The organism is Mesorhizobium sp. M0633, from assembly GCF_040320645.1.
Classification (GTDB): domain Bacteria; phylum Pseudomonadota; class Alphaproteobacteria; order Rhizobiales; family Rhizobiaceae; genus Mesorhizobium.
In genome coordinates this window covers 289,663-310,522 of the sequence record NZ_JAMYQC010000003.1, presented here as the reverse complement: position 1 = coordinate 310,522, position 20,860 = coordinate 289,663, and the positions used below count along the sequence as shown (strand labels likewise).

Here is a 20,860-nt window from a genome sequence, read left to right as displayed (position 1 = left end):
GAGATCGATCCGATGATCACCCACACGCTGAAGCTCGAGGACATCAACAAGGGCTTTGACCTGATGCATGAAGGCAAGTCGATCAGGAGCGTGGTGGTTTACTAGTGAAAGAGGTTCGAATTCGTGTTCGTATCCGGTTCGTCGATTGGGAGAGATCGGAGGTCCATCGAATACAGAATTTCGGAGAGGATCTGTGGCGCAGCTTCAGGGATAATAACCGTATTCAGATCGACTTGGGCGAGATCGATCGTGCGGTGGATGAAATTACCTTTCTCGTGCGCGACACTTTTTTGAAGAGGAGCCTGCCCGAGGTGCACCGCTTGCTAAAGGTGCACTTCATGGAAACTGAAGCGGTAATCGAAACGGAACCAGCATAGAACCAAGGGAGGAAACAAAAATGCCGGAAAAACTGCATCCTAAAATCGACAATGGACTGCCACGGGAAAAGGCCGACTTTGCCGGCGGCACGCTGGTCTGCGCCTGCACCAGCAATCCGGTCAAGGTGAAGGTCAAGGGCCAGATCGCCCATAACCATGCCTGCGGCTGCACCAAATGCTGGAAGCCGGAAGGCGCGCTGTTCTCGGTCGTGGCGGTTGCCGGTACAAACGACGTGACGGTGACCGAAAACGCCGACAAGCTGAAGATCGTCGATCCGGGCGCGCTGATCCTGCGCCATGCCTGCACCGGCTGCGGCGTCCACATGCACGGCCCGGTCGAGCGCGACCACGCTTTCAAGGGGCTGTCCTTCATTCATCCCGAGCGCTTCCAGGAAGACGGCTGGTCGCCGCCGGGCTTCACCGCCTTTGTCTCTTCGATCATCGAGTCCGGTGTCGATCCGAGCCGCATGGACGGCATAAGGTCACAGCTGAAGTCGATCGGGCTCGAACCTTATGATTGCCTCAATCCAGGACTGATGGACTATATCGCCACCTGGACGGCCAAGAGGTCCGGCGCGTTGCCGGCCTAGTGGCCGCTCGACTATCATCGATCGAGCCGGGCGACGCCGCCCGGCTCTTTCACATTTGGAACAACGATGCCCGCACCTGCTATTCTCGTCGATGCCGACGCTTGCCCGGTGAAGGCCGAGGTCGAAAAAGTCGCCGAGCGGCACGGTATCGTCGTCACCTTCGTCTCCAATGGCGGCTTGCGTCCGTCGCGCGATCCGATGATCCGCAATGTCGTCGTCTCCAAGGGCGCCGATGCCGCCGACGACTGGATCGTCGAAAATGCCCGGTCCAACGACATTGTGGTGACCGCCGATATCCCGCTTGCCGCGCGTGCGGTGGCGCTTGGCGCCCACGTACTTGGTCCGACCGGACGCCCGTTTACGCCCGAAACGATCGGCATGGCGGTGGCAATGCGCGATCTCAAGCAGCATCTGCGCGAAACCGGCGAAAGCAAGGGCTACAATTCGAGCTTCGCGCCGCAGGATCGCTCGCGGTTCCTCGGCGAGCTTGACCGCATCCTACGGCGAGCGCTGAAATCCGCGTCAGCGGACTGAAGGCCATGACGACTGGTACCCCGACCAAGATGCCCATGCAACGCCACACGCCGTTCGCGGTGTCGGCCTGCATCGGCGTGGCAGCCTTTGGCGCCGCGCTGGTCTGGCGTGCGCCGCTTGCCTACTCGATCGGCGCCAAGGTGTTCTTTGCCGCTTATCTCGTTCTTGTCATCGCCCACATGCCGCGGCTTACCGGCAGCTATCTGCGCAAGAATGCAGGCGACACGGACCTGCCGGTACTGGCCATCTTCGCGGTCACGCTGATTGTCGTCGCTATTGCCATCATTTCGTTGTTTCAATTGATCAACAGGGAGAAGAGCGCGGACACCGTCGAGCTTACGGTGGCGCTGCTGTCTATCCCGCTTGGCTGGTTGACCATCCATGCCATGGCCGCACTTCACTACGCGCATATCTACTGGTTGGATGGCGATGCGATGGGTGGCGACGCAAAAAAGAAAATTCCGGTCGGCGGCCTCGACTTCCCGGGCGGCAAGCGGCCGGAAGGCTCGGATTTCCTCTATTTCGCCACGGTGATCGGCATGACGGCGCAAACCGCCGACACCAACATCACGACCTCGCAAATGCGCCGTGTCGTGCTTGTGCACTCGATCCTGTCGTTCTTCTTCAACACGGTCATCGTGGCAGCCGCGGTCAACCTCGCCGTCAGCCTCGGCAGTCCGTAATAAATCCGTGATCGGGTGAAACATCGCTTAGGCTGGCGACGTATTGGGAGGAGAAGAGATCTGACGAGGCCGCGACGAACGCGCGGCCGGAGGAAACAACAAATGGAATCGCTTGCCAGAAACCAAGCCGCCGGAGCAGATACCGCCGCGCCGAGTGATGCGACGCTGATCTATCGGCAGTCGCGCTGGACACGGCTGACGCATTGGCTGTGGGCGATCGCGCTGTTCTTCATGCTGCTTTCCGGTCTGCAAATATTTAACGCCCGCCCACAGCTCTACATCGGCAAGGAGTCGGGTTTTGGCTACAACAACACCGTCTTCGCCATTGGCGCCGAGAATACGGCGACTGGCCCGCGCGGCTATACCGAAATCTTCGGCAAGCGCTTCGATACCACTGGCGTGCTCGGCTGGTCGGGTCCGGCCGGCCAGGAGACCTCCCGTGCCTTCCCGTCCTGGGCGACGATCCCTTCCTATTACGATCTCGGCACCGCGCGCGTCGTTCATTTCTTCTTTGCCTGGGTGCTGACCACCACGCTGCTGGTCTGGCTGGTCGCCAGCCTGATCAACGGCCATTTGCGCCGCGATCTTGCCCCGCGCCTCGATGATTTCAGGCGCCTGCCGCGAGACATTGTCGAGCACGCCAAGCTCAGGTTCCATCACACGCGCGACTACAACACGCTGCAGAAGATGGCCTATGGCGGCGTGCTGTTCGTGCTGCTGCCGCTGATGATCATCACCGGCCTTGCCATGTCGCCGAGCATGGATTCGGTGCTGCCGTTCCTGAATGATCTGCTCGGCGGCCGGCAGACGGCGCGCACCATTCATTTCACGGTGATGCTGCTGCTCGTCGCCTTCTTCATTATCCACATCCTGATGATCCTGGCCGCCGGCCCGATCAACGAGCTGCGCTCCATCATCACCGGGTGGTACCGAACCGACCCGCCGGCGCATGGCGACAAAGCGCCAGAGAGGAGTGCCTGACATGGCGAAATTCGAGATCAGCCCCAAGCTACAGATAAGCCGAAGAAAGTTCCTGACCTCGGCCAGCCTCGGCCTTTCCGGCATCATGCTGTCGGGCTGCGACGCCTTCGACAGCCAGCTTGGCGTCGGCGACAGCCTGCGCAGCTTCCTCGAAAGCGCCAATGGCCTGACCTGGCGGGCGCAGCGACTGCTTGCCGGCCGTGACGCGCTGGCGCCGGAGTTCACCGAGGCCGACATTCGCCAGCCGCAGCGGCCGAACGGCGTCACCGCGCCCGACGACGATTACTATAAGGGCCTACTCGCCAGCGATTTCGCCGACTGGCGGCTGGAGGTTTCAGGCCTCGTCGAAAAACCGCTGTCGCTGAGCCGCGAGCAGCTGATGAACATGCCGAGCCGCACCCAGATCACCCGTCACGACTGCGTCGAAGGCTGGAGCTGCATTGCCAAATGGACCGGCACGCCGCTGTCGCTGGTGCTCGACCAGGCAGTGGTCAAGCCGCAGGCGCGCTACGTCATGTTCCACTGTCTCGACACGATCGACCGCAGCCTGGCCGGCGATATCAAATATTACGGCTCGATCGACCTGGTCGATGCCCGTCATCCGCAGACGATCCTTGCCTATGGCCTCAACGGCAAGCCGTTGCCGGTCGAAAACGGCGCGCCGCTGCGCGTCCGCGTCGAGCGCCAGCTCGGCTACAAGATGCCGAAATACCTCTACAAGATCGAGCTGGTCGACGGCTTCGCCAATCTCGGCGGCGGCAGAGGCGGTTATTGGGAGGACAATGGCTACGACTGGTACGGCGGCATCTGACCGAAACCTGACCCAAGCTTCATCTAACTGTCGTCGTCGCTGTCGTCGCCGTCGTTGCGCAGGGCCGGATTCAGGTCAGGATTATCGTCAGGGGTGACAAGCTTGCCCAGCCCGTGCGGTCCCTGGTAGTTGCCGTGGGTATCGAAGTTGGGGTTGCCCTGATTGTCGAATTGCGGCGTCGGATCGATCAATTGGTCGTAACGGCGCGGGCGCGGCTTCGGATAGTAATTATCGGAATGATGGCGATGCGAATTGCCGTTATCGAGAATGGCGCCTACCACGCCGCCGACGATAATGGCTGCGGCGACGTCGCCAGCAGAGGGATTGCGGTTGGGGCCGGCGACTGCGAATTCGGCCGAGCAACCATTGTCGACCCAGATGCCGCCGCCGTCATAGCCCCAGCTTCTACCGTATACGCAACGCGCCTTCGACAGCCTGGAGGTCAACTGCACGCCGCGGCGCGTATCGATCCCGCAATAGGAATAGCGGTAGTCGGCGCTGGAGCAGACCACGCGTTTTGCCCCCGCAGCCTGCGCTGCCGCCGGCAGCAGCGAAAGCTTCGCCGGATTGCCCAGGATGCAAACCAGGAACATCATCGAACCGGTAACCGTCATCCGTGTCGACATCGCAACTCTCCATCAGGGTCCGCTATCGACAGAATGGCACCTCTGTGTAAATCTGACAACCGGACGGGCTCAGCGAGGTTATATTAATGCGCGCTAAGATGATCGCCACAACTATACTTGCCCTTTCTGCTTGGTTGGCTTTGTCGCTGCTGCCAGCCCGGGCGGACGACAGCCTCAAGCGCATCATCGACCAGAAGACACTGACGATCGGCGTGGCGCTCAACCCGCCATGGATCCTCAAGAAGGCCGACGGGAAGTTCGCCGGCTATGATGTCGACCTGACCAGTGCGCTGGCGTCTGATCTCGGCGTCGACCTGAAGCTGGTCGAGGTGCCCTGGAACGACCTCAAGACAAGACTGCTCAAGGGTGATTTCGACATGATCGCGGCGGGCTACGCCAGCACGCCGGAACGCGCACGCGAGGTGGTGTTCTCCAACCAGACCGGTACCGCCGATATCCGTATGGTTGCGACGATCGCCAGCCTTGGGAAAAGGCCGGGAAAGGCGGTGGCGGCGCCGGGATACAAGATCGCCGTGCTGTCCAATTCCACCGATGAAGCCGCCGCGAAGGAAGCTTTTCCCAAGGCGACCATCCTGTCTTTCGACAATACCTCAGATGTTTTCGCCGCGATCATCGGCGGCGACGCACAGGCGATGGTCGCGACGTCGCCGACGCCGCAGATGGCCGCCAGGCTCTATGACGCGAAGTTGACGATGGTGGGCGGCCCGCTGTTGCGGACGCCGGAAGCGTTTGCGATGCGCCCGGACGATGTCCGCCTCATCCAATACGTCAACAACTGGATCGGCGCGCGTACCGCCGACGGCACCATAGGCGGCGTGCGCCGCTACTGGTTCGGCAGCTTCAAATGGATGTCGCGCTTCGACACCAGTGCCAAGCCGGAGCCCGCCAAACAATAGCGTCGCGCGACTGCTTATGCGACCTTGTCGGTCAGCGACCGTATTTCACCGACAGTGGCGCGCTCGCTCCATGATCGTCGGATTCAGCTGTTTCACGGCCGCAAAATTCGCTTTGGTCCCCTTGGCCGGCATGTGCTAGCGTTGCCAGATGAAAAGTCGTTCCCCCAAATTAGATCGCTCGCCAAAGAGCGGACACTATGTCCTGACGAGCAGTCGAGGCGCCAAAATCAGCGCCGTCGAAGGTATGAAGCTAAGTCCACGCATGGGGCATATCCTTGAGCAAAGCTCGCAGCGTGGGCTGAGCGGTGATGAGCGACGCAAGCTCATCAAAGAACAGGCGCGCAAGAAGTAGCGGACCTTGGTCTATGCCGCCGAATCCGATCCTCTGTGCTATCCGGGCACGACCGGCTGGTGTCGCCGCCCTCGGAAAGATTAATGCGCGCCGTCGGCTGTAATCAGTCGCTAGAGATGCACTTGAGCCTGTCCAGTTAATTGGCTGCCTGTCCGTTCGCATCGCTTCAGGGTTGGCAGTGACGCTCGGTTGCTCGTAAAAGGCTCACGCAACCTTGTCGATCAGCGGCTTGAGCGCCGGATGGATTTCCGGCGAGGCGTGCTTGATCAGCGTCAGCAGCGCACGCTCGTTCTCCTGCAGCGGCCGGTCGCCGATGTGTTCAGCAAGCCACTTCGCTTCGCCGGCATCGACCGTCTCGGCCCGGCGGGCCAGTGCCTCGGCTGCCTTGTTCTTGGACTCCCATTCGGCTTCGATATCGCCCGGTGAGCGATAGGCTTCCATGATGCCGGACAGGCCACCCGACACCATACGGCTGAAGAAACCGCCGATCTCCGGATCGGCCTGCTCGTAGAACGAATCCCGGCGCAGCGCCACGTCGCGCACCGGCGGTTCGTAGCCGGCCGAACACATGACGAAATTGGCGATCGCCTTGACGAACAGATCGTTCCAGGACGGATCGTTGTCGGCCGCCGCTGTCCGCTCGTTGATCTCGAACAGCACCTCGGCCTCGGCGCGGCTGATGGCGATGTTGCCATCGCCGCCGTAGGCGTAAAGAATGCGGCGCAACAGCTCGACCTCAGCCTTGGCAATCGACCCAGGGATAAGCCTGCCGCCGGTCATCAGCGGCCCCTTGCCGTGCACGACCGCATGAGCGACCTGCTCCAGCGCATAGCTGGAAAGCGTGCTCGGCGATGATTTGGCAACTTCCAGCACATGCACCAGCAGCTCGAGTTCGGTCTGGCTGTCGACCATGCCGTCGCGCGAAATCGTCCGGATCAGCCAGTCGGCATTGTCCTGCGAAACATAGCCCGCCGGCTTTTCCTGGTGGACGATGAAATCGGTGACGGCCTCGACGAAAAACTCAAGCCATTCTGCGCATTTGTCCCTCGCCGTTGCATCCAGCGCGAACAGCGCCTCGGCCTCGCCGCGCGTTACCACGCCGTCGCCGAACACTTCGCCGCGCAGCATGACCACGTCTTCCGCCGTGATCCGATTTTTCGAGGTCAGCCCGGCCACCGGCGCGCTCATGATCAATTCGCCCATTTTCTTCCCCGCCCGCCGCCGGTAATTGCCGGCCCTTATGCGGTATATCGGCAAGGTCTTGAGAAACCGGCAAGCGGCGTGGTTAGCGAAGGCTTGCCTGTAAAGAAGGCCCGCGGAAGACTTGCCAGTAAAAATGTCGCCGGCAGGTGACAAGGTGTCGTCCACGGGCTATGGATGACGAGTCGAGGGCTCCTGACCGAGTCCTACCTGTTTGCGGGAGAGAGCAGCGAGAGCTGCCGCCGAAGGGGAAATCGCCCGAAATCTCTCAGGCAAAAGAACCGTAGACGGGAAAGACACTCTGGAAAGTCGGGGCTTGCCCCCGCGCCGAAGGTGTAAGCGCTGCCGACAGAGTTACGGGGCGCGAGTCTCTCAGGCTTCAGACAGAGGGGCACGGACTGGTCGCCATTCGCGGCCGCTTGCGTGCGACTCTGGAGATGACATGACGGGCGACGACACCAAACAGCTCCCCCTCGAAGATCTGCACATGGCAGCCGGTGCGCGCTTTGGCGCCTTCGCCGGCTGGTCGATGCCGCTGACCTATCCGGCCGGCGTGATGAAGGAGCACCTGCACAGCCGTGAGCATGCCGGCCTGTTCGACATCTCGCACATGAAGCTGTTCGAAATCAGCGGTACGGGGGCAGCAGCGCTTCTGAACCGCGCCTGCCCGTTCGATGCCGGCGCGCTTGAGGTTTCCCAGTCCAAATACACGTTCTTCCTCAATGAGGCGGCCGGCATTCTGGACGATCTGATCGTCACCAGGCTCGGCGCCGAGCGCTTCATGATGGTCGCCAATGCCGGCAACGCCGCCGCCGACGAAAAGCATCTGCGCGCACTGGCCAAAAATTTCGATGCAGAGGGCGATTTCGATGTAAAAGTGGATGCGCTCGACCGCGTCTTCCTGGCCATACAGGGCCCCGAGGCGTGGGCTGCCCTTTCCCGCGCCGGCATCGAGACCGGTTCGCTGGTGTTCATGCACGGCATCGAGCCGCGCGAAAAATGGTTCATGAGCCGGTCCGGCTATACCGGCGAAGACGGCTTCGAGATCGCCCTGCCCGAAGCGGATGCAAGAAACCTCGTCACCAGGCTGCTCGAGGACGAGCGGGTGATGTGGGTCGGCCTTGCCGCCCGCGACAGCCTGCGGCTCGAAGCCGGACTGTGCCTGCACGGGCTGGACATCACGCCGGAAATCGATCCGGCCAGCGCCGGGCTGATGTGGGCCATCCCCAAGGAGGTTCGCGCCTCTGGCGCCTTCATCGGCGCCGATGCGCTGCGCGCCATCCTGGAGCGTGGTCCGGCGCAAAAACGCGTCGGCCTGAAGCCGGAAGGCCGCCAGCCGGTGCGCGCCGGTGCTGCCCTTTTCGATGCTGACGGCAACCCTGCCGGCCATGTCACCTCAGGCGGCTTCGGCCCCTCGGCCGGTCATCCGGTCGCCATGGGCTACGTCCAGACGCCGCTTGCCAAATCCGGCGCAAAACTGTTCGCCGATGTCCGCGGGACGAAAATCCCGGTCGACATCCACCCCTTGCCCTTCACGCCCCATCGCTATCGCAAAGGATGATTTTAATGGCAAAGACCTATTTCACCGAAGATCACGAATGGCTGCGCGTCGAGGGCGGCATCGCCACGGTCGGCATCACCGACTACGCACAGCAGCAGCTCGGCGACCTTGTCTTCGTCGAGCTGCCGGAACTGGGCAGAAAACTGGCCAAGGGCGACACCGCCGTGGTGGTCGAATCGGTCAAGGCCGCATCGGATGTCTACGCGCCGGTCGACGGCGAGATCACCGAGGCCAACACCTCGCTGTCATCGGATCCTTCACTCGTCAATTCGGCGGCAACCAGCGACGGCTGGTTGTGGAAGATGAAGCTGGCCAATGAAAGCCAGCTCGACGGGCTCCTCGATGAAGCCGCTTACAAAGCCCATATTGGTTGATAGCAGGACCAGGAAGATGACCGCAGCACCCTACCCCTTCTCGGCTCGCCATATCGGCCCGGGCCTCCATGACGTCAGAGCCATGCTGGCGACGATCGGCGTTCCTTCGGTCGAGACCCTGATCAGCCAGGCAGTGCCGAAGTCGATCCGGCTCGACCGGCCGCTGGCCCTGCCCGCGCCCGCAAGCGAAGCGGAAGCGCTGACCGAGCTCGCGGCGACGATGGCAAAGAACACGGTGCTGAAGAGCTTCATCGGTGCCGGCTATCATGGCGTCCACGTGCCGCCGGTGATCCAGCGCAACCTGTTCGAGAACCCGGCCTGGTATACGGCTTACACGCCTTACCAAGCCGAGATCAGTCAGGGCCGGCTGGAAATGCTGTTCAACTTCCAGACGCTGGTGACAGAACTGACCGGCCTGCCGGTGGCGTCGGCCTCGCTGCTCGACGAGGCGACGGCGGTGGCCGAAGCGGTTGGCATTGCGCTGCGCCATCATCGCGACAAGCGCACCAAGGTGGCACTGGCCGGCACGCCGCACCCGCAGACGCTGGACGTCGTGCGCACCCGCGCCGAGCCGCTTGGCATCGAGGTTGACGGCGAGGTGATCGACGACAACACCGCCGCCCTGCTGGTCTCCTGGCCCGATACGTTCGGCGTCTACGGCGATCACAAGGCAGCAATCGACAAGGCCCGCGCGGCCGGCGCGCTGGTCGTCTTCATCGCCGACCCGCTTGGCCTGACGCTGACCGATGCGCCGGCCAGGCTTGGCGCCGACATCGCCGTCGGCCCGATGCAGCGTTTTGGCGTGCCGATGGGCTTTGGCGGGCCGCACGCCGCCTATTGCGCCGTCTCCGACAGGCTGACGCGGCTGATGCCCGGCCGGCTCGTTGGCCAGTCGACGGATAGCAAGGGCCGTCCCGGTTATCGCCTCGCTTTGCAGACACGCGAGCAGCATATCCGCCGCGACAAGGCGACGTCCAACATCTGCACCGCACAGGCGCTGCTCGCCAACATGGCGACGGCCTATGCGATCTGGCATGGCCCTGCCGGGCTGCAGGCGATTGCCGGCCGCGTCCACACGCTGGCCAACCGCCTGGCTGCCGGCCTCAAGGCAGCGGGCGTTTCGGTGCTCGGCGACAGCCGCTTCGACACTGTGACCGTGGAAGTGAAGGGCAGAGCCGGCGCGATTGCCGCCGCCGCGGAAAAGACCGGCCGGCTGCTGCGCGTCATCGACGCCGACCATGTCGGCATCAGCTTCGACGAGACCTCCACTGAAGCCGATCTGGAGGCAATCGCAGCGCTTTTCGGCGCCAAGGCCGACGTTGCCGCCGGCAGTTCCATGCCAGGAACACCGCGCGGCAAGGAGTTCCTCACCCAGCCCGTCTTCCGCGAAAACCACTCGGAAACCGACATGATGCGCTTCCTGCGCCGGCTGGCCGACAAGGACCTGGCGCTCGACCGCGCCATGATCCCGCTCGGCTCCTGCACCATGAAGCTCAACGCCGCCGCCGAAATGATGCCGGTGAGCTGGCCTGATGTCGCCAACCTGCATCCCTTCGCGCCGGCAAACCATTCGATAGGCTATCGCGCCATGATCGACGAGCTGGAAGGCTGGCTGGCCGAGATCACCGGCTTCGACGCGGTGACCCTGCAGCCCAATGCCGGCAGCCAGGGCGAATATGCCGGGCTGCTCGCCATTCGCGGCTATCATCTGTCGCGCGGCGAAGGCCATCGCACCGTCTGCCTGATCCCGTCCTCGGCGCATGGCACCAATCCGGCAAGTGCGGCCATGGCCGGCATGAGCGTCGTCGTCGTGCGCTGCACCGAGGACGGCAATATCGACATGGCCGACCTGCAGGCCAAGGCAGCCGAGCATGCGCACAACCTTGCGGCGCTGATGTTCACCTATCCTTCGACGCATGGCGTCTTCGAGGAAGGCGCGCGCGACCTTTGTGCCCTCGTCCACAGCCATGGCGGCCAGGTCTATTTCGACGGCGCCAACCTCAACGCGCTGGTCGGCCTCGCCCGTCCCGGCGATATCGGCGCCGATGTCTGCCACATGAACCTGCACAAGACCTTCTGCATCCCGCATGGCGGCGGCGGCCCCGGCGTCGGCCCGATCGGCGTCAAGGCGCACCTGAAGCCATATCTGCCCGGCCACGTCACCGAAGGCTCGGCCCATGCCGTGGCGGCGGCACCGTTCGGCAGTGCCTCCATCCTGCCGATCACCTGGATGTATATCCGCATGATGGGCGCTTCCGGCCTGAAGCAGGCGACCGAGACGGCGATCATCTCCGCCAACTATGTGGCGACGCGGCTCGGCGAGCATTTCCCCCTGCTTTACAAAGGGCGCAACGGACGCGTTGCGCATGAATGCATCCTCGACACCCGCGTGCTCAAAGACAGCGCCGGCATCAGCGTCGACGATATCGCCAAGCGGCTGATCGACTATGGTTTCCATGCACCGACCATGTCTTTCCCGGTGGCCGGCACACTGATGGTGGAGCCGACCGAGTCCGAGCCCAAGCGCGAGCTGGATCGCTTCTGCGAGGCGATGATCGCCATAGCCGGCGAGGCAGCCAAGGTGGCGAAGGGCGAATGGCCGTTGGGCGACAATCCTCTGGTCAACGCGCCACACACCGCCGCCGAGGCGTTGGCCGGCCAGTGGACCCATCCCTATTCGCGCCTGGAGGCGGCCTACCCCGCCGGCGATGCCGACACGGCGGCAAAATACTGGCCGCCGGTGTCGCGCATCGACAATGTCGCCGGCGACCGCAACCTTGTCTGCTCCTGCCCGCCGCTGTCGGAATATCTGGGTGCGGCGGAATAGATCATGATCCCGAAAAGTGGAATCCGGTTTTCGGACAAGATCATGGGTCTAACAAGAAGATAGAAACCTCAATCAGGCAGAACGCAAGGCCGGCCCGTCGGCCTTGCTCGCCCGGTCCCGGACGACGACGCGATTTCGCCCGGCGCGCTTTGCCGCATAGAGTGCTGCGTCGGCTTCGGCCAGCACATCGTCGAGACCGGTGCCGTTTGTTCCGCCAAAGCCGATGCCGCCGCTGACTGTGCTTCGCAACGGACCGAGTTGGGTGGCCACGACTTCCGTGCCGAAGGCGACGCTGATCTTGCTCGCAATGTCATAGGCCTTCTCTTCCGTCATCCGCGACATGACGAGCACGAATTCCTCGCCGCCCAACCGGAAGGCGTCGACGCCGGTCCGGGCGTATTTCCTGATGACGGCGGCAAAGCGGCGCAGGACCTGGTCGCCGACCGGGTGACCGAATACGTCGTTCGTCCTCTTGAAATGGTCGAGGTCGAACATGGCGACGGACATGAACGGGCCGAAGACCCGCTCGCCGTAGAGTGCCGTCAACGCCCGCCGATTCATCAGCCCGGTCAATGGATCGGTCATCGTCTCGGCCTTCAATTCGATCTGCGCCTGCAAATGGTGCAGGGAGAGCGTCAATGCGCCGAGCCCGGTCATGCAGGCGACGGCCACGACGGAATTCACCCGCTCGGCCCAATTGTCGGGCGCAACACCCAGCACCCATTGGCCCGTGACCAGCAGGACCGCGCCGCAAAGTCCGAACGACAGCGCACAGACGCCGCTCAGGAACGAGACGACCAGCAATATCCGGCGATCGTGACCACCCTCAATCCAGAACATCGCCCCGATGAGCGAGAGCAGCGCCGTTACCGTCGCGTAGGTGACAATGAAGCCGACACCATCAAACCCGAGATACGTCGCGCCCGCGCAAACGGCCATCGCAACCAAGGTCGGCAAGATGGCTCGCCTGTAGTCGCCTATGCCGAGATATTGCATGGCCGACAGGCAGATGATCAGGAAGCCGAGGCTGAGAAGCACAAGCACGATCTGGCAAAGCCAGGCGCTTGGATCCCTGGTGTAATGCCAGAACAACACGACATGTGCGACCAGCACGAGAATGCCGCAGGCCACCGTCAGCACAAAGCGTGCCTGTGGCGCGCTGAACCAGATCGCAAACATGGTGATGCTAAGGCACGTGCCCGACAGCGCCGCCGCGAGCAGAAGCGAACTGTAATCCAACATGCTTAAGCGACAGCCTCTTGAGGGTTCCACTGCATTCTAGGTCAGCGACAGTTCGCGGATATCGTTTTTCAGCCAACCTTGCGGCGTAACCTTCGGACAAGGTTTACAAAGCGTCGATGCTCCAGGCTTCGACCCCATTTCCGCCGCTTGGCTGTCGAATGGTTTTGCAGTAAGAGGCTCTATCCTCGAACGTAACAGGAACCTCCGTCGCCTGCCCGCGAAAAGCGTGGCAGTATCGGGTGGTGATTCGCAGCATCGGAATCCAGGATCGGCATGGACGACAATAACGATCTTTTCGCCAAATTGGACAAGCAGCCGCAACCGGCTCGCGCCGCCGCGCGCCCGGCCGACCCGCTGGTGCAGGCGGCGAAGCGGCCGGCGCCCCGCGACGCCAGCGAGAGCTATAGTGCCGCCGACATCGAAGTGCTGGAGGGGCTGGAGCCGGTGCGACGGCGCCCGGGCATGTACATTGGCGGCACCGACGACAAGGCGATGCACCATCTGTTCGCCGAAGTCATCGACAATTCGATGGACGAGGCGGTCGCCGGCCATGCGACTTTCATCGATGTCGAGCTGTCCGCCAACGGATACCTGTCCGTCACCGACAACGGCCGCGGCATTCCGGTCGATCCGCACCCGAAATTCAAGAAGCCGGCGCTCGAACTCATCATGACGACGCTGCATTCAGGCGGCAAGTTCGACAGCAAGGTTTACGAGACGTCCGGCGGCCTGCACGGTGTCGGCGTTTCCGTGGTCAACGCGCTGTCCGACCATCTCGAGGTCGAGGTCGCGATTGGGCGCAAGCTCTATCGCCAGCGCTTCTCGCGAGGCGTTCCGGTGACCGGCCTGGAGCAGCTCGGCGAGGTGCACAACCGCCGCGGCACGAAGATCCGCTTCCATCCAGACGAGCAGATTTTCGGCAAGGGTGCTGCTTTCGAGCCGGCGCGGCTCTACCGCATGGCGCGGTCAAAGGCCTATCTGTTCGGCGGTGTCGAAATCCGCTGGACCTGCGATCCGTCGCTGATCAAGGAAAAGGACACGACGCCGGCCAAGGCAGAATTCCATTTTCCGGGCGGCCTCAAGGATTATCTGAAAGCCTCGCTCGGCGACGAATTCCAGGTCACCCGTGAAATGTTTGCCGGTAAGAGCGAGAAGCAGGGTGGCCACGGTTCGCTCGAATGGGCGGTAACCTGGTTCGGCGGCGACGGTTTTATCAATTCCTATTGCAACACCATTCCGACCGCCGAAGGCGGCACGCATGAGGCCGGCTTCCGCAACGTCCTGACGCGCGGCTTGCGCGCTTATGCCGACCTGGTCGGCAACAAGCGCGCCTCGATCGTCACTTCCGAGGATGTGATGATCTCGGCGGCGGGCATGCTGTCGGTGTTCATCCGCGAACCGGAATTCGTCGGCCAGACCAAGGACAGGCTGGCGACGATCGAGGCGATCCGCATCGTCGAAAGCGCCATCCGCGACCCGTTCGACCACTGGCTGGCCGACAATCCGCAGGAGGCTTCGAAACTGCTCGAATGGGTGATCGCGCGCGCCGACGAGCGGGTGCGCCGCCGCCAGGAAAAGGAAGTGTCGCGCAAGAGTGCGGTGCGCAAGCTGCGCCTGCCCGGCAAGCTCGCCGACTGCACGCAGAATGCCGCCGCCGGTGCCGAGCTGTTCATCGTCGAGGGCGATTCGGCGGGCGGTTCGGCAAAGCAGGCGCGCGACCGCGCCAGCCAGGCGGTGCTGCCCCTGCGCGGCAAGATCCTCAACGTCGCCAGCGCCGGCAACGACAAGCTTGCCGCCAACCAGCAGATATCCGACCTCATCCAGGCGCTTGGCTGCGGCACGCGCTCGAGATACCGCGACGAGGACCTGCGTTACGACCGGGTCATCATCATGACCGATGCCGACGTCGACGGCGCCCATATCGCCTCGCTGCTGATCACCTTTTTCTACCAGGAGATGCCAAGCCTGGTCCGCGGCGGCCATCTCTATCTGGCGGTGCCGCCGCTTTATTCGATCCGGCAAGGCGGCAAGGTCGCCTATGCCCGCAACGACGCGCACAAGGACGAACTCCTGCGCACCGAATTCACCGGGCGCGGCAAGATCGAAATCGGCCGCTTCAAGGGGCTGGGCGAAATGATGGCCGCCCAGCTCAAGGAAACCACCATGGACCCGAAAAAGCGCACGCTGCTCAGGGTCGACGTTATCGATGCCGAGGCGGCGACCAAGGATGCGGTCGACGCATTGATGGGGACCAAGCCCGAGGCCCGTTTCCGGTTCATCCAGGAACGCGCGGAATTCGCCGAGACGGAAGTGCTGGATATCTGAGCTCCCGCCGCTAGCTTGGCCTTCTGAGCTGGAGACGAGCACTTGACCTGGGCGCGGCTGAAGGACGATATCGGCACGCGGATCGCTGGCCTGACGCGGCCGACGCGCTCGGACTGGATCTTTGCCCTGCGCACCGTTTCGGCCGGCCTCATCGCGATTTTGGCCGCCTATGCGCTGAAGCTCGACCACCCGCAATGGGCGATGATGACGGTGTTCATCGTCGCACAGCCGGTCGCCGGCATGGTGCTGGCGAAGGGGTTTTATCGTCTCCTCGGCACGCTTGCCGGCGCGCTGGCGGCGATCGGCATTACCACTGTTTTCGATGCCAACCCGTGGTTGCTGGTTGCAGTTCTTGCCGGCTGGATCGGCATCTGCTCGCTGGTCTCGTCGCTGCTACGCAATCCGGAAGCCTATGGCGCGGCGCTTGCCGGCTACACCGCGATGATCATCGGCCTGGCGGCTTTCGGCCAGCCGCACCTCGTCATCGATCTCGCCGTGGCGCGCTGCGCGGAAATCGTGCTTGGTATCGTCTGCGCTGCGCTGACCAGCCGGCTGATCCTGCCGAAACTGGCCGCCGACGCCATCATCTCAAGACTGAAACGCAGCATTCTCGACCTGGCGGCCTATGCGGACGGCGCTTTTTCCGGCGGCGATGCGGAAAAGCTTGCCGGGCTGCACCGCAAGCTGATCGGCGACGTCCAGACGCTCGGCGAGATGCGCACCTACGCAAGGCTGGAGGGGCCGAGCCTCGCCACCCGCGCCTATCCGGTCCGGCGTACCATCGGCCAGCTTCTGTCGGCCCTGTCGGCGGCGCGTGCGCTGCATGCCCACGCCGCGCCGAAGAATGCAGCCCTCATCCCCGTTCGCGCCGAGTTGCAGGCCGTTGTCGGCGAACTGGTAGCCAAGCCGGGCGCGCTGGACGATACGGCGCCCTGGGTGGCGCGGCTCGACGCAATCGCCGGCAAGGCACGGCAGATGCCTGACATCGCGGCCGGGCAAGACATTGACTGGGCTGGCACTGTCACCCGCCTAACCATTGCCGCCGACTTCGCCGAGGCAATGCAGCAAGTGCTGCGCGGCCTGGATGCACTCCGCTCTCCCCCGTCTCGTGCCAGTCGCGAACGGCGGCAGCCAGCGCTGGTGGTGCACCGCGATTACCGTGCGGCATCGCGCAATGCCGTGCGCGCAGCAATCGCCACGCTCCTGGTCGCCGGCTTCTGGCTGGCGACGAAATGGTCGGACGCGACCGGCACGGTCATTCTGGTCGCCGTCGTCTCCAGCCTGTTCGCCGCTCGCCCCGATCCGATCCGGTCGGCATGGAACTTCTTCGAGGGCACGTTGCTCGCCCTGCCCTTTGCGTTTCTCATCGGCCAGTTGGCGCTTCCGGCTTTGCCAGGCTTCGGATGGTTCATGGTCTTTGTCGTGCCGATCCTGGTGCCAGCGGCACTGGGCATGGCCAATCCGCGCTATGTCGGCGTGGCAACGGCCTTTGCGATCAATTTCCTCGCCTTCCTCAGCCCACATCAGGTCATGACCTACGATCCGGAGCCGTTCCTCGCCAATTCGGCAGCGGTCCTTGTCGGCATTCTTCTGGCGATCGGCGTCTTCGCCGTCGTGCTGCCCGCCGACCCCTGGGTTACAGTCAACCGCATCCTGCAAACCATGCGCGAAGATCTTGCACGCCTTTGCCTGCACGACCGCCTACCGCGGCGATCGGCCTTCGAAAGCCTTGCCTACGACCGGATCAACCAGTTGATGCCACTGCTGCAGAACGCCGGCAAGAAAGGCGATGCGGTTCTCGGCGGCGGCATAGCTGCGGTTACCGTCGGCCTCGAAATCCTGCGGCTGCGCAACGCGCAGCAAAGTTCCACGATGCCATCCGAAACGGCACTTTCCATCACCAATTTCCTGCGCGGGCTGGCACGCGAACTGCTGTTCAGGCGCGTCGGCGAGCCGCAGACGGCGACCGTCGCAGTCGCCAGGCAGTATGCAGCAGGCATCGCGGAGCGCAGCGTCGCGGCCGAAATGCTGCAGATCGCCGCCTCGCTGCGCATCATCGCCGCCGCGATCGAGGATTTTCCGGATTTTTTCGCGAAAGACCGGGTTTAGGCAGCAGCGATCGCCAGCGCGTGCCCGCGTGCGTTCTCGCGCAGCGCGTCGAGATGGATCGATTTGACCAGCCCGGCGAGATCGCCTTCGGCGGACTGTCCGCCCAATTCCTTCAGCATCAGCCAACTGACTTCCTGGACGCCGGCGAGGCGTTTGCCATTGGCGACCTCGCGCCAGACCTTCAGCGCGCGCAGAATGATGGCGTGGGTGGCGGCGGCAAGCCCGGCGCTGCGGAACAGTGCCTGCAACGCTATGTCATGCCCGCCGGCCAGCAGTGCTCTCACCCGTTGTTCGGACCGTTGGCTGAGCGCGACCAGCGCCGAACCAAAGAAGTCGACCTTGCCGTGCGCAATGGTGCGGACGACGAAGCTTGCGGTCAGGTCGCCGCGCAGGCGCAGATGTTCGACAAGTGCGGTATGTTCCTCTGTCCGCGTGCCTTCGATCAGCGTCACCGAAGCCTTGATGCAAGCATCGCGCGTGACGCGCTCGGCCCTGGCGGCGCCCATCAGCGCCAGCACCAGCGGCGACCCCTTGAGCATCTCCCCGAGCTTGACCAGCAGCATATGCCGGCAGTCGGCGGGCAGGCGCGCGTCGGCAATCAGCGCCTCGCGCACTAGAGGCAGATGGCCGTGCCGCTCGGCCATGCGGCGAAAGCTGACGGATGCGATGTCGGCGCCGCTGTTGGCGAGCAGCGTGGTGCAAGCCTCCGGCTCACCGATCTCGGCGATCGCCGCCGCAACCGACATCGAGACACGCGGCCGGTCGGCGATCACCCTCTGCGTCGCTTTCTGGGCGCCGGCAACCCGATCGATCAGGTCGGCATCGGTGAGCAGCGGCGAGCGCGCCAGCACCAAGGCTGCGACTTCCGGTTGGTCCGAGGCCAGCGCGCTGACGATCTGCGGCGGCGCATGATGGCTCATGGAAAGCGCGTCGGCGATCGCCAGCCGCACCTTCGACGATACGTCATCGAGCAGCAACGTCAGCGCCGCCTCGGCAGCGCAGCGGTCCTCGAAAGGCAGCTCCGAGTCGACATAGGCGCGAGCCAGCGCGCTTGCCGCCGCAGCACGCTCCGACACCTTCGCCGTATGGATCCATTTCAGGAAATGCGAAACGACCATGTCGCCTGCTTACGCCCCTTGCCAGAACGCTTCTGACCCTGGCGGAGACCGTAGGCACAAATGGTTTACGAACGGTTCACCATGTTCGTTAACTGGCTTGCGAGCGCGATATGCAACGCCTATCAACCCTGAAGCAGCGGAGGAGATCGACCATGGCCGGGCTTTATCTTGAGGAGTTCGCTGTCGGCCAAGTGTTCACGCACACGCTGCGCAAAACCGTGACCGAAAGCGACAACATGTTGTTTTCGGTGATGACGTTGAACCCGCAGCCGCTGCACATCGACTTCGACTTCGCGGCGAAGAGCGAATGGGGCAAGCCGCTGGTCAATTCGCTGTTCACGCTTGGCCTGATGATCGGCATCTCGGTCAATGACATCACCGTCGGCACCACCATCGCCAATCTCGGCATGAAGGAGACAGTGTTTCCGCACCCCGTCTTCCATGGCGACACCATTCGCGTCGAGACCACGGTGGTTTCGGTGCGCGATTCCAGGTCGAAACCGGACCGCGGTATCGTCGAGTTCGAGCACCGCGCCTATAACCAGAACGATGTGCTGGTTGCCAAATGCACGAGGCAAGCCATGATGATGAAAAAGGCATAGCCGATGCGTTCTCTGCTCTTCGTTCCCGGCGATTCGGAAAAGAAGCTGGAGAAGGGCTTTGGCGTAGGCGCCGACGTGGTCATCATCGACCTCGAGGATTCGATTGCCGCGCAGAACAAAGGTCTGGCGCGCGACACAGCGGCGCGTTTTATCGCCGCGCACAGGCACCGGACCAGCTCCGCGATCTATGTTCGCGTCAACGATCTTTCGACCGGACTGACCGACGACGATCTGGCGGCGCTCGTGCCGGTGAAACCAGACGGCATCATGCTGCCTAAGTCGAACAGCGGACTGGATGTCCAGCATCTCTCGGCCAAGCTCAGGGTGCACGAAGCCGAAGGCGGCCTGCCGGATGGCGCGATAAGGATCCTGCCGATCATCACCGAAACCGCAGCCGGCGTAATGGCCGCTGCAACCTACGCCAAGGCAAGCGCGCGGCTTGCCGGCCTCACTTGGGGCGCGGAAGATCTGTCGGCGGCAATCGGCGCACGCGCGACGCGCGACGGGAACGGCCGCTACACGGATGTGTTCCGCTTCGCCCGCACCATGACCATGCTTGCCGCAAGTGCCGCGGAAGTCGCGGCGATCGACACCGTCTTTCCGGACTTTCGCGACATGGCCGGCTTCGAGGCCGAATGCACTGAGGCCGAGCGCGACGGCTTCACCGGCAAGATGGCGATCCATCCGGCGCAGGTGCCGGTCATCAACGCCGCCTTCACACCTTCGGCGCAAGCGGTGAAAAGCGCCCTGGCGATCGTCGAGGCGTTCGAGGCGGCAGGAAATCCCGGCGTCGTCGGCATCGACGGCAAGATGTACGATCGGCCGCATCTCAAGCTCGCCGAACGGCTCCTGGCGCGAGCCAAGGCAGCGGGGCTTGACGCTTAGGGTCTGTTCCGCGCCGAAATTATCCCACCCACGGCCCTGAATAGTCGGCATAGAGCTTTGCCGGATCGGGCCGCGGTCGTTCCGGCGCTGGCCCCTGGTAGGAGCCGATATGGACGAAGCCGACGACCCGCTCATGCGGCGCCAGGCCGAGGATCGCCCTGCCCTCGGGCACGTCGGAATACCAGTTGCTGATCATGTTGGTGCCGTAGCCCAGCGCATTGGCGGCAAGCATCAGGTTCATCGCCGCCATGCCGCCGGACAGGAACATCTCCCATTGCGGGATCTTTGGGTTTTCCCTGGGGATAGAAATCACGCCGATGACCAGCGGCGCCCGCGAAAAGCGCGCCAGTTCCTGGTTGCGCCGGCCTTCCGGCAGCGGCCCTTCGCGCTGTTCGGCAAGTTCTGCCAGCTTCTTGCCGATCTCGATGCGGGCCTCGCCGCGATAAAGGATGAAACGCCAAGGCTCCAGCCGGCCATGGTCCGGCACCCGCGAAGCGGCGGCGATCATCGTCGCGATCTCCGCATCGCCCGGTGCCGGTTCTTTCAAATCCGGGATCGGCGCGGAATTTCGGGTCAGCAGAAGATCGATGATCGGCGACGCCATGGGCGCAAGTCTCCTGGAATTTGAGCTGAAGCGCACCATCGGGACATCGGGCGGCTTGGGCATTGGCGCGGCGCGCCGGACAAAGAGCCCTGTAGCAGAAGCCGACCGGACTCTTAAGCCTTGAAATTGCCACCGCCTTGGG

General features: G+C 63.3%; 19 protein-coding genes and 1 riboswitch. Of the genes, 14 read left to right on the top strand and 5 right to left on the bottom strand.

Annotation, left to right across the window (positions count from 1 at the left end):
• Positions 1–104 precede the first annotated feature (104 nt).
• The 6 genes from NKI47_RS05045 (at position 105) to NKI47_RS05020 (ending at position 3,976) form a co-directional block, all read left to right on the top strand.
• The gene (locus NKI47_RS05045; RefSeq protein WP_352587991.1) at positions 105–377 is read left to right on the top strand and encodes a hypothetical protein; all 273 of its coding nucleotides are present in this window, start codon (positions 105–107) and stop codon (positions 375–377) included.
• Positions 378–397: 20 nt separating this feature from the next.
• Positions 398–967, top strand: coding sequence for an S-(hydroxymethyl)glutathione synthase (gfa, locus tag NKI47_RS05040; protein ID WP_352579655.1), 570 nt, complete (start codon positions 398–400; stop codon positions 965–967).
• A gap of 66 nt (positions 968–1,033) precedes the next feature.
• Complete coding sequence (locus NKI47_RS05035) at positions 1,034–1,501, top strand: YaiI/YqxD family protein (RefSeq protein ID WP_352454435.1); 468 nt, start codon at positions 1,034–1,036, stop codon at positions 1,499–1,501.
• Between the two features lie 5 nt (positions 1,502–1,506).
• Entirely contained in the window at positions 1,507–2,184 is a 678-nt protein-coding gene (locus tag NKI47_RS05030) for a DUF1345 domain-containing protein (RefSeq protein ID WP_352587988.1), read from the top strand.
• A 102-nt stretch (positions 2,185–2,286) separates the two neighbouring features.
• A complete protein-coding gene (locus NKI47_RS05025; protein WP_352587985.1) occupies positions 2,287–3,165 on the top strand; it encodes a cytochrome b/b6 domain-containing protein in 879 nt (292 codons plus the stop codon).
• Position 3,166: 1 nt separating this feature from the next.
• Positions 3,167–3,976 (top strand): molybdopterin-binding protein, encoded by an 810-nt coding sequence (locus NKI47_RS05020; RefSeq protein ID WP_352587982.1) that lies wholly within the window; start codon positions 3,167–3,169, stop codon positions 3,974–3,976.
• Between the two features lie 23 nt (positions 3,977–3,999).
• Here NKI47_RS05020 and NKI47_RS05015 read toward each other — a convergent pair whose 3' ends face one another.
• The gene (locus tag NKI47_RS05015) at positions 4,000–4,602 is read right to left on the bottom strand and encodes a DUF3011 domain-containing protein (RefSeq protein WP_352587979.1); all 603 of its coding nucleotides are present in this window, start codon (positions 4,600–4,602) and stop codon (positions 4,000–4,002) included.
• 98 nt (positions 4,603–4,700) lie between these two features.
• On the opposite strand from NKI47_RS05015, the gene NKI47_RS05010 reads away from it, so the two are divergent.
• On the top strand, positions 4,701–5,519 hold the full coding sequence (locus NKI47_RS05010) for a transporter substrate-binding domain-containing protein (RefSeq protein ID WP_023678861.1): 819 nt from the start codon (positions 4,701–4,703) through the stop codon (positions 5,517–5,519).
• A 556-nt stretch (positions 5,520–6,075) separates the two neighbouring features.
• Here the strand turns inward: NKI47_RS05010 and NKI47_RS05005 are convergent.
• Positions 6,076–7,074, bottom strand: a complete 999-nt coding sequence (locus NKI47_RS05005) for a hypothetical protein (RefSeq protein WP_352587976.1) — start codon at positions 7,072–7,074, stop codon at positions 6,076–6,078.
• Between the two features lie 204 nt (positions 7,075–7,278).
• A riboswitch (glycine riboswitch) is annotated at positions 7,279–7,365 on the top strand.
• 148 nt (positions 7,366–7,513) lie between these two features.
• Here NKI47_RS05005 and gcvT point away from each other — a divergent pair.
• From gcvT to gcvP, 3 genes are read left to right on the top strand one after another with little or no spacing between them, the layout of a single operon-like run.
• The gene (gcvT, locus tag NKI47_RS05000) at positions 7,514–8,632 is read left to right on the top strand and encodes a glycine cleavage system aminomethyltransferase GcvT (RefSeq protein ID WP_352587973.1); all 1,119 of its coding nucleotides are present in this window, start codon (positions 7,514–7,516) and stop codon (positions 8,630–8,632) included.
• Between the two features lie 5 nt (positions 8,633–8,637).
• Positions 8,638–9,006, top strand: a complete 369-nt coding sequence (gene gcvH, locus NKI47_RS04995) for a glycine cleavage system protein GcvH (RefSeq protein ID WP_352587970.1) — start codon at positions 8,638–8,640, stop codon at positions 9,004–9,006.
• 16 nt (positions 9,007–9,022) lie between these two features.
• On the top strand, positions 9,023–11,833 hold the full coding sequence (gcvP, locus tag NKI47_RS04990) for an aminomethyl-transferring glycine dehydrogenase (RefSeq protein WP_352587967.1): 2,811 nt from the start codon (positions 9,023–9,025) through the stop codon (positions 11,831–11,833).
• Between the two features lie 72 nt (positions 11,834–11,905).
• Here gcvP and NKI47_RS04985 read toward each other — a convergent pair whose 3' ends face one another.
• Complete coding sequence (locus NKI47_RS04985) at positions 11,906–13,075, bottom strand: GGDEF domain-containing protein (protein ID WP_352587964.1); 1,170 nt, start codon at positions 13,073–13,075, stop codon at positions 11,906–11,908.
• A gap of 273 nt (positions 13,076–13,348) precedes the next feature.
• Between NKI47_RS04985 and parE the strand changes: the two genes are divergently transcribed.
• The gene (parE, locus tag NKI47_RS04980; RefSeq protein WP_352587961.1) at positions 13,349–15,400 is read left to right on the top strand and encodes a DNA topoisomerase IV subunit B; all 2,052 of its coding nucleotides are present in this window, start codon (positions 13,349–13,351) and stop codon (positions 15,398–15,400) included.
• 42 nt (positions 15,401–15,442) lie between these two features.
• Positions 15,443–17,509: an FUSC family protein gene (locus NKI47_RS04975; RefSeq protein ID WP_352587959.1), complete on the top strand. Its 2,067-nt coding sequence runs from the start codon at positions 15,443–15,445 to the stop codon at positions 17,507–17,509.
• Here NKI47_RS04975 and NKI47_RS04970 read toward each other — a convergent pair.
• Complete coding sequence (locus NKI47_RS04970) at positions 17,506–18,627, bottom strand: DUF2336 domain-containing protein (protein ID WP_352587957.1); 1,122 nt, start codon at positions 18,625–18,627, stop codon at positions 17,506–17,508. The two genes, NKI47_RS04975 and NKI47_RS04970, sit on opposite strands and share 4 nt — an antisense overlap.
• A 110-nt stretch (positions 18,628–18,737) precedes the next feature.
• Between NKI47_RS04970 and NKI47_RS04965 the strand changes: the two genes are divergently transcribed.
• Both NKI47_RS04965 and NKI47_RS04960 read left to right on the top strand, forming a co-directional pair.
• The gene (locus NKI47_RS04965; protein ID WP_502897363.1) at positions 18,738–19,229 is read left to right on the top strand and encodes a MaoC family dehydratase; all 492 of its coding nucleotides are present in this window, start codon (positions 18,738–18,740) and stop codon (positions 19,227–19,229) included.
• Between the two features lie 3 nt (positions 19,230–19,232).
• Complete coding sequence (locus tag NKI47_RS04960; protein WP_352587953.1) at positions 19,233–20,114, top strand: HpcH/HpaI aldolase/citrate lyase family protein; 882 nt, start codon at positions 19,233–19,235, stop codon at positions 20,112–20,114.
• Positions 20,115–20,133: 19 nt separating this feature from the next.
• Here NKI47_RS04960 and NKI47_RS04955 read toward each other — a convergent pair whose 3' ends face one another.
• Positions 20,134–20,718 carry a nitroreductase family protein gene (locus NKI47_RS04955; protein ID WP_352568828.1) on the bottom strand — a complete coding sequence of 195 codons (585 nt, stop codon included), beginning with the start codon at positions 20,716–20,718 and terminating at the stop codon, positions 20,134–20,136.
• Between the last annotated feature and the right edge of the window lie 142 nt (positions 20,719–20,860).

Coding starts and splice junctions, on each gene's coding strand:
- gfa (WP_352579655.1), top strand. CDS start 398: ATGCCGGAAAAACTGCATCCTAAAATCGACAATGGACTGCCACGGGAA.
- NKI47_RS05035 (WP_352454435.1), top strand. CDS start 1,034: ATGCCCGCACCTGCTATTCTCGTCGATGCCGACGCTTGCCCGGTGAAG.
- NKI47_RS05030 (WP_352587988.1), top strand. CDS start 1,507: ATGACGACTGGTACCCCGACCAAGATGCCCATGCAACGCCACACGCCG.
- NKI47_RS05025 (WP_352587985.1), top strand. CDS start 2,287: ATGGAATCGCTTGCCAGAAACCAAGCCGCCGGAGCAGATACCGCCGCG.
- NKI47_RS05020 (WP_352587982.1), top strand. CDS start 3,167: ATGGCGAAATTCGAGATCAGCCCCAAGCTACAGATAAGCCGAAGAAAG.
- NKI47_RS05015 (WP_352587979.1), bottom strand. CDS start 4,602: ATGTCGACACGGATGACGGTTACCGGTTCGATGATGTTCCTGGTTTGC.
- NKI47_RS05010 (WP_023678861.1), top strand. CDS start 4,701: ATGATCGCCACAACTATACTTGCCCTTTCTGCTTGGTTGGCTTTGTCG.
- NKI47_RS05005 (WP_352587976.1), bottom strand. CDS start 7,074: ATGGGCGAATTGATCATGAGCGCGCCGGTGGCCGGGCTGACCTCGAAA.
- gcvT (WP_352587973.1), top strand. CDS start 7,514: ATGACGGGCGACGACACCAAACAGCTCCCCCTCGAAGATCTGCACATG.
- gcvH (WP_352587970.1), top strand. CDS start 8,638: ATGGCAAAGACCTATTTCACCGAAGATCACGAATGGCTGCGCGTCGAG.
- gcvP (WP_352587967.1), top strand. CDS start 9,023: ATGACCGCAGCACCCTACCCCTTCTCGGCTCGCCATATCGGCCCGGGC.
- NKI47_RS04985 (WP_352587964.1), bottom strand. CDS start 13,075: ATGTTGGATTACAGTTCGCTTCTGCTCGCGGCGGCGCTGTCGGGCACG.
- parE (WP_352587961.1), top strand. CDS start 13,349: ATGGACGACAATAACGATCTTTTCGCCAAATTGGACAAGCAGCCGCAA.
- NKI47_RS04970 (WP_352587957.1), bottom strand. CDS start 18,627: ATGGTCGTTTCGCATTTCCTGAAATGGATCCATACGGCGAAGGTGTCG.
- NKI47_RS04965 (WP_502897363.1), top strand. CDS start 18,738: ATGCAACGCCTATCAACCCTGAAGCAGCGGAGGAGATCGACCATGGCC.
- NKI47_RS04960 (WP_352587953.1), top strand. CDS start 19,233: ATGCGTTCTCTGCTCTTCGTTCCCGGCGATTCGGAAAAGAAGCTGGAG.
- NKI47_RS04955 (WP_352568828.1), bottom strand. CDS start 20,718: ATGGCGTCGCCGATCATCGATCTTCTGCTGACCCGAAATTCCGCGCCG.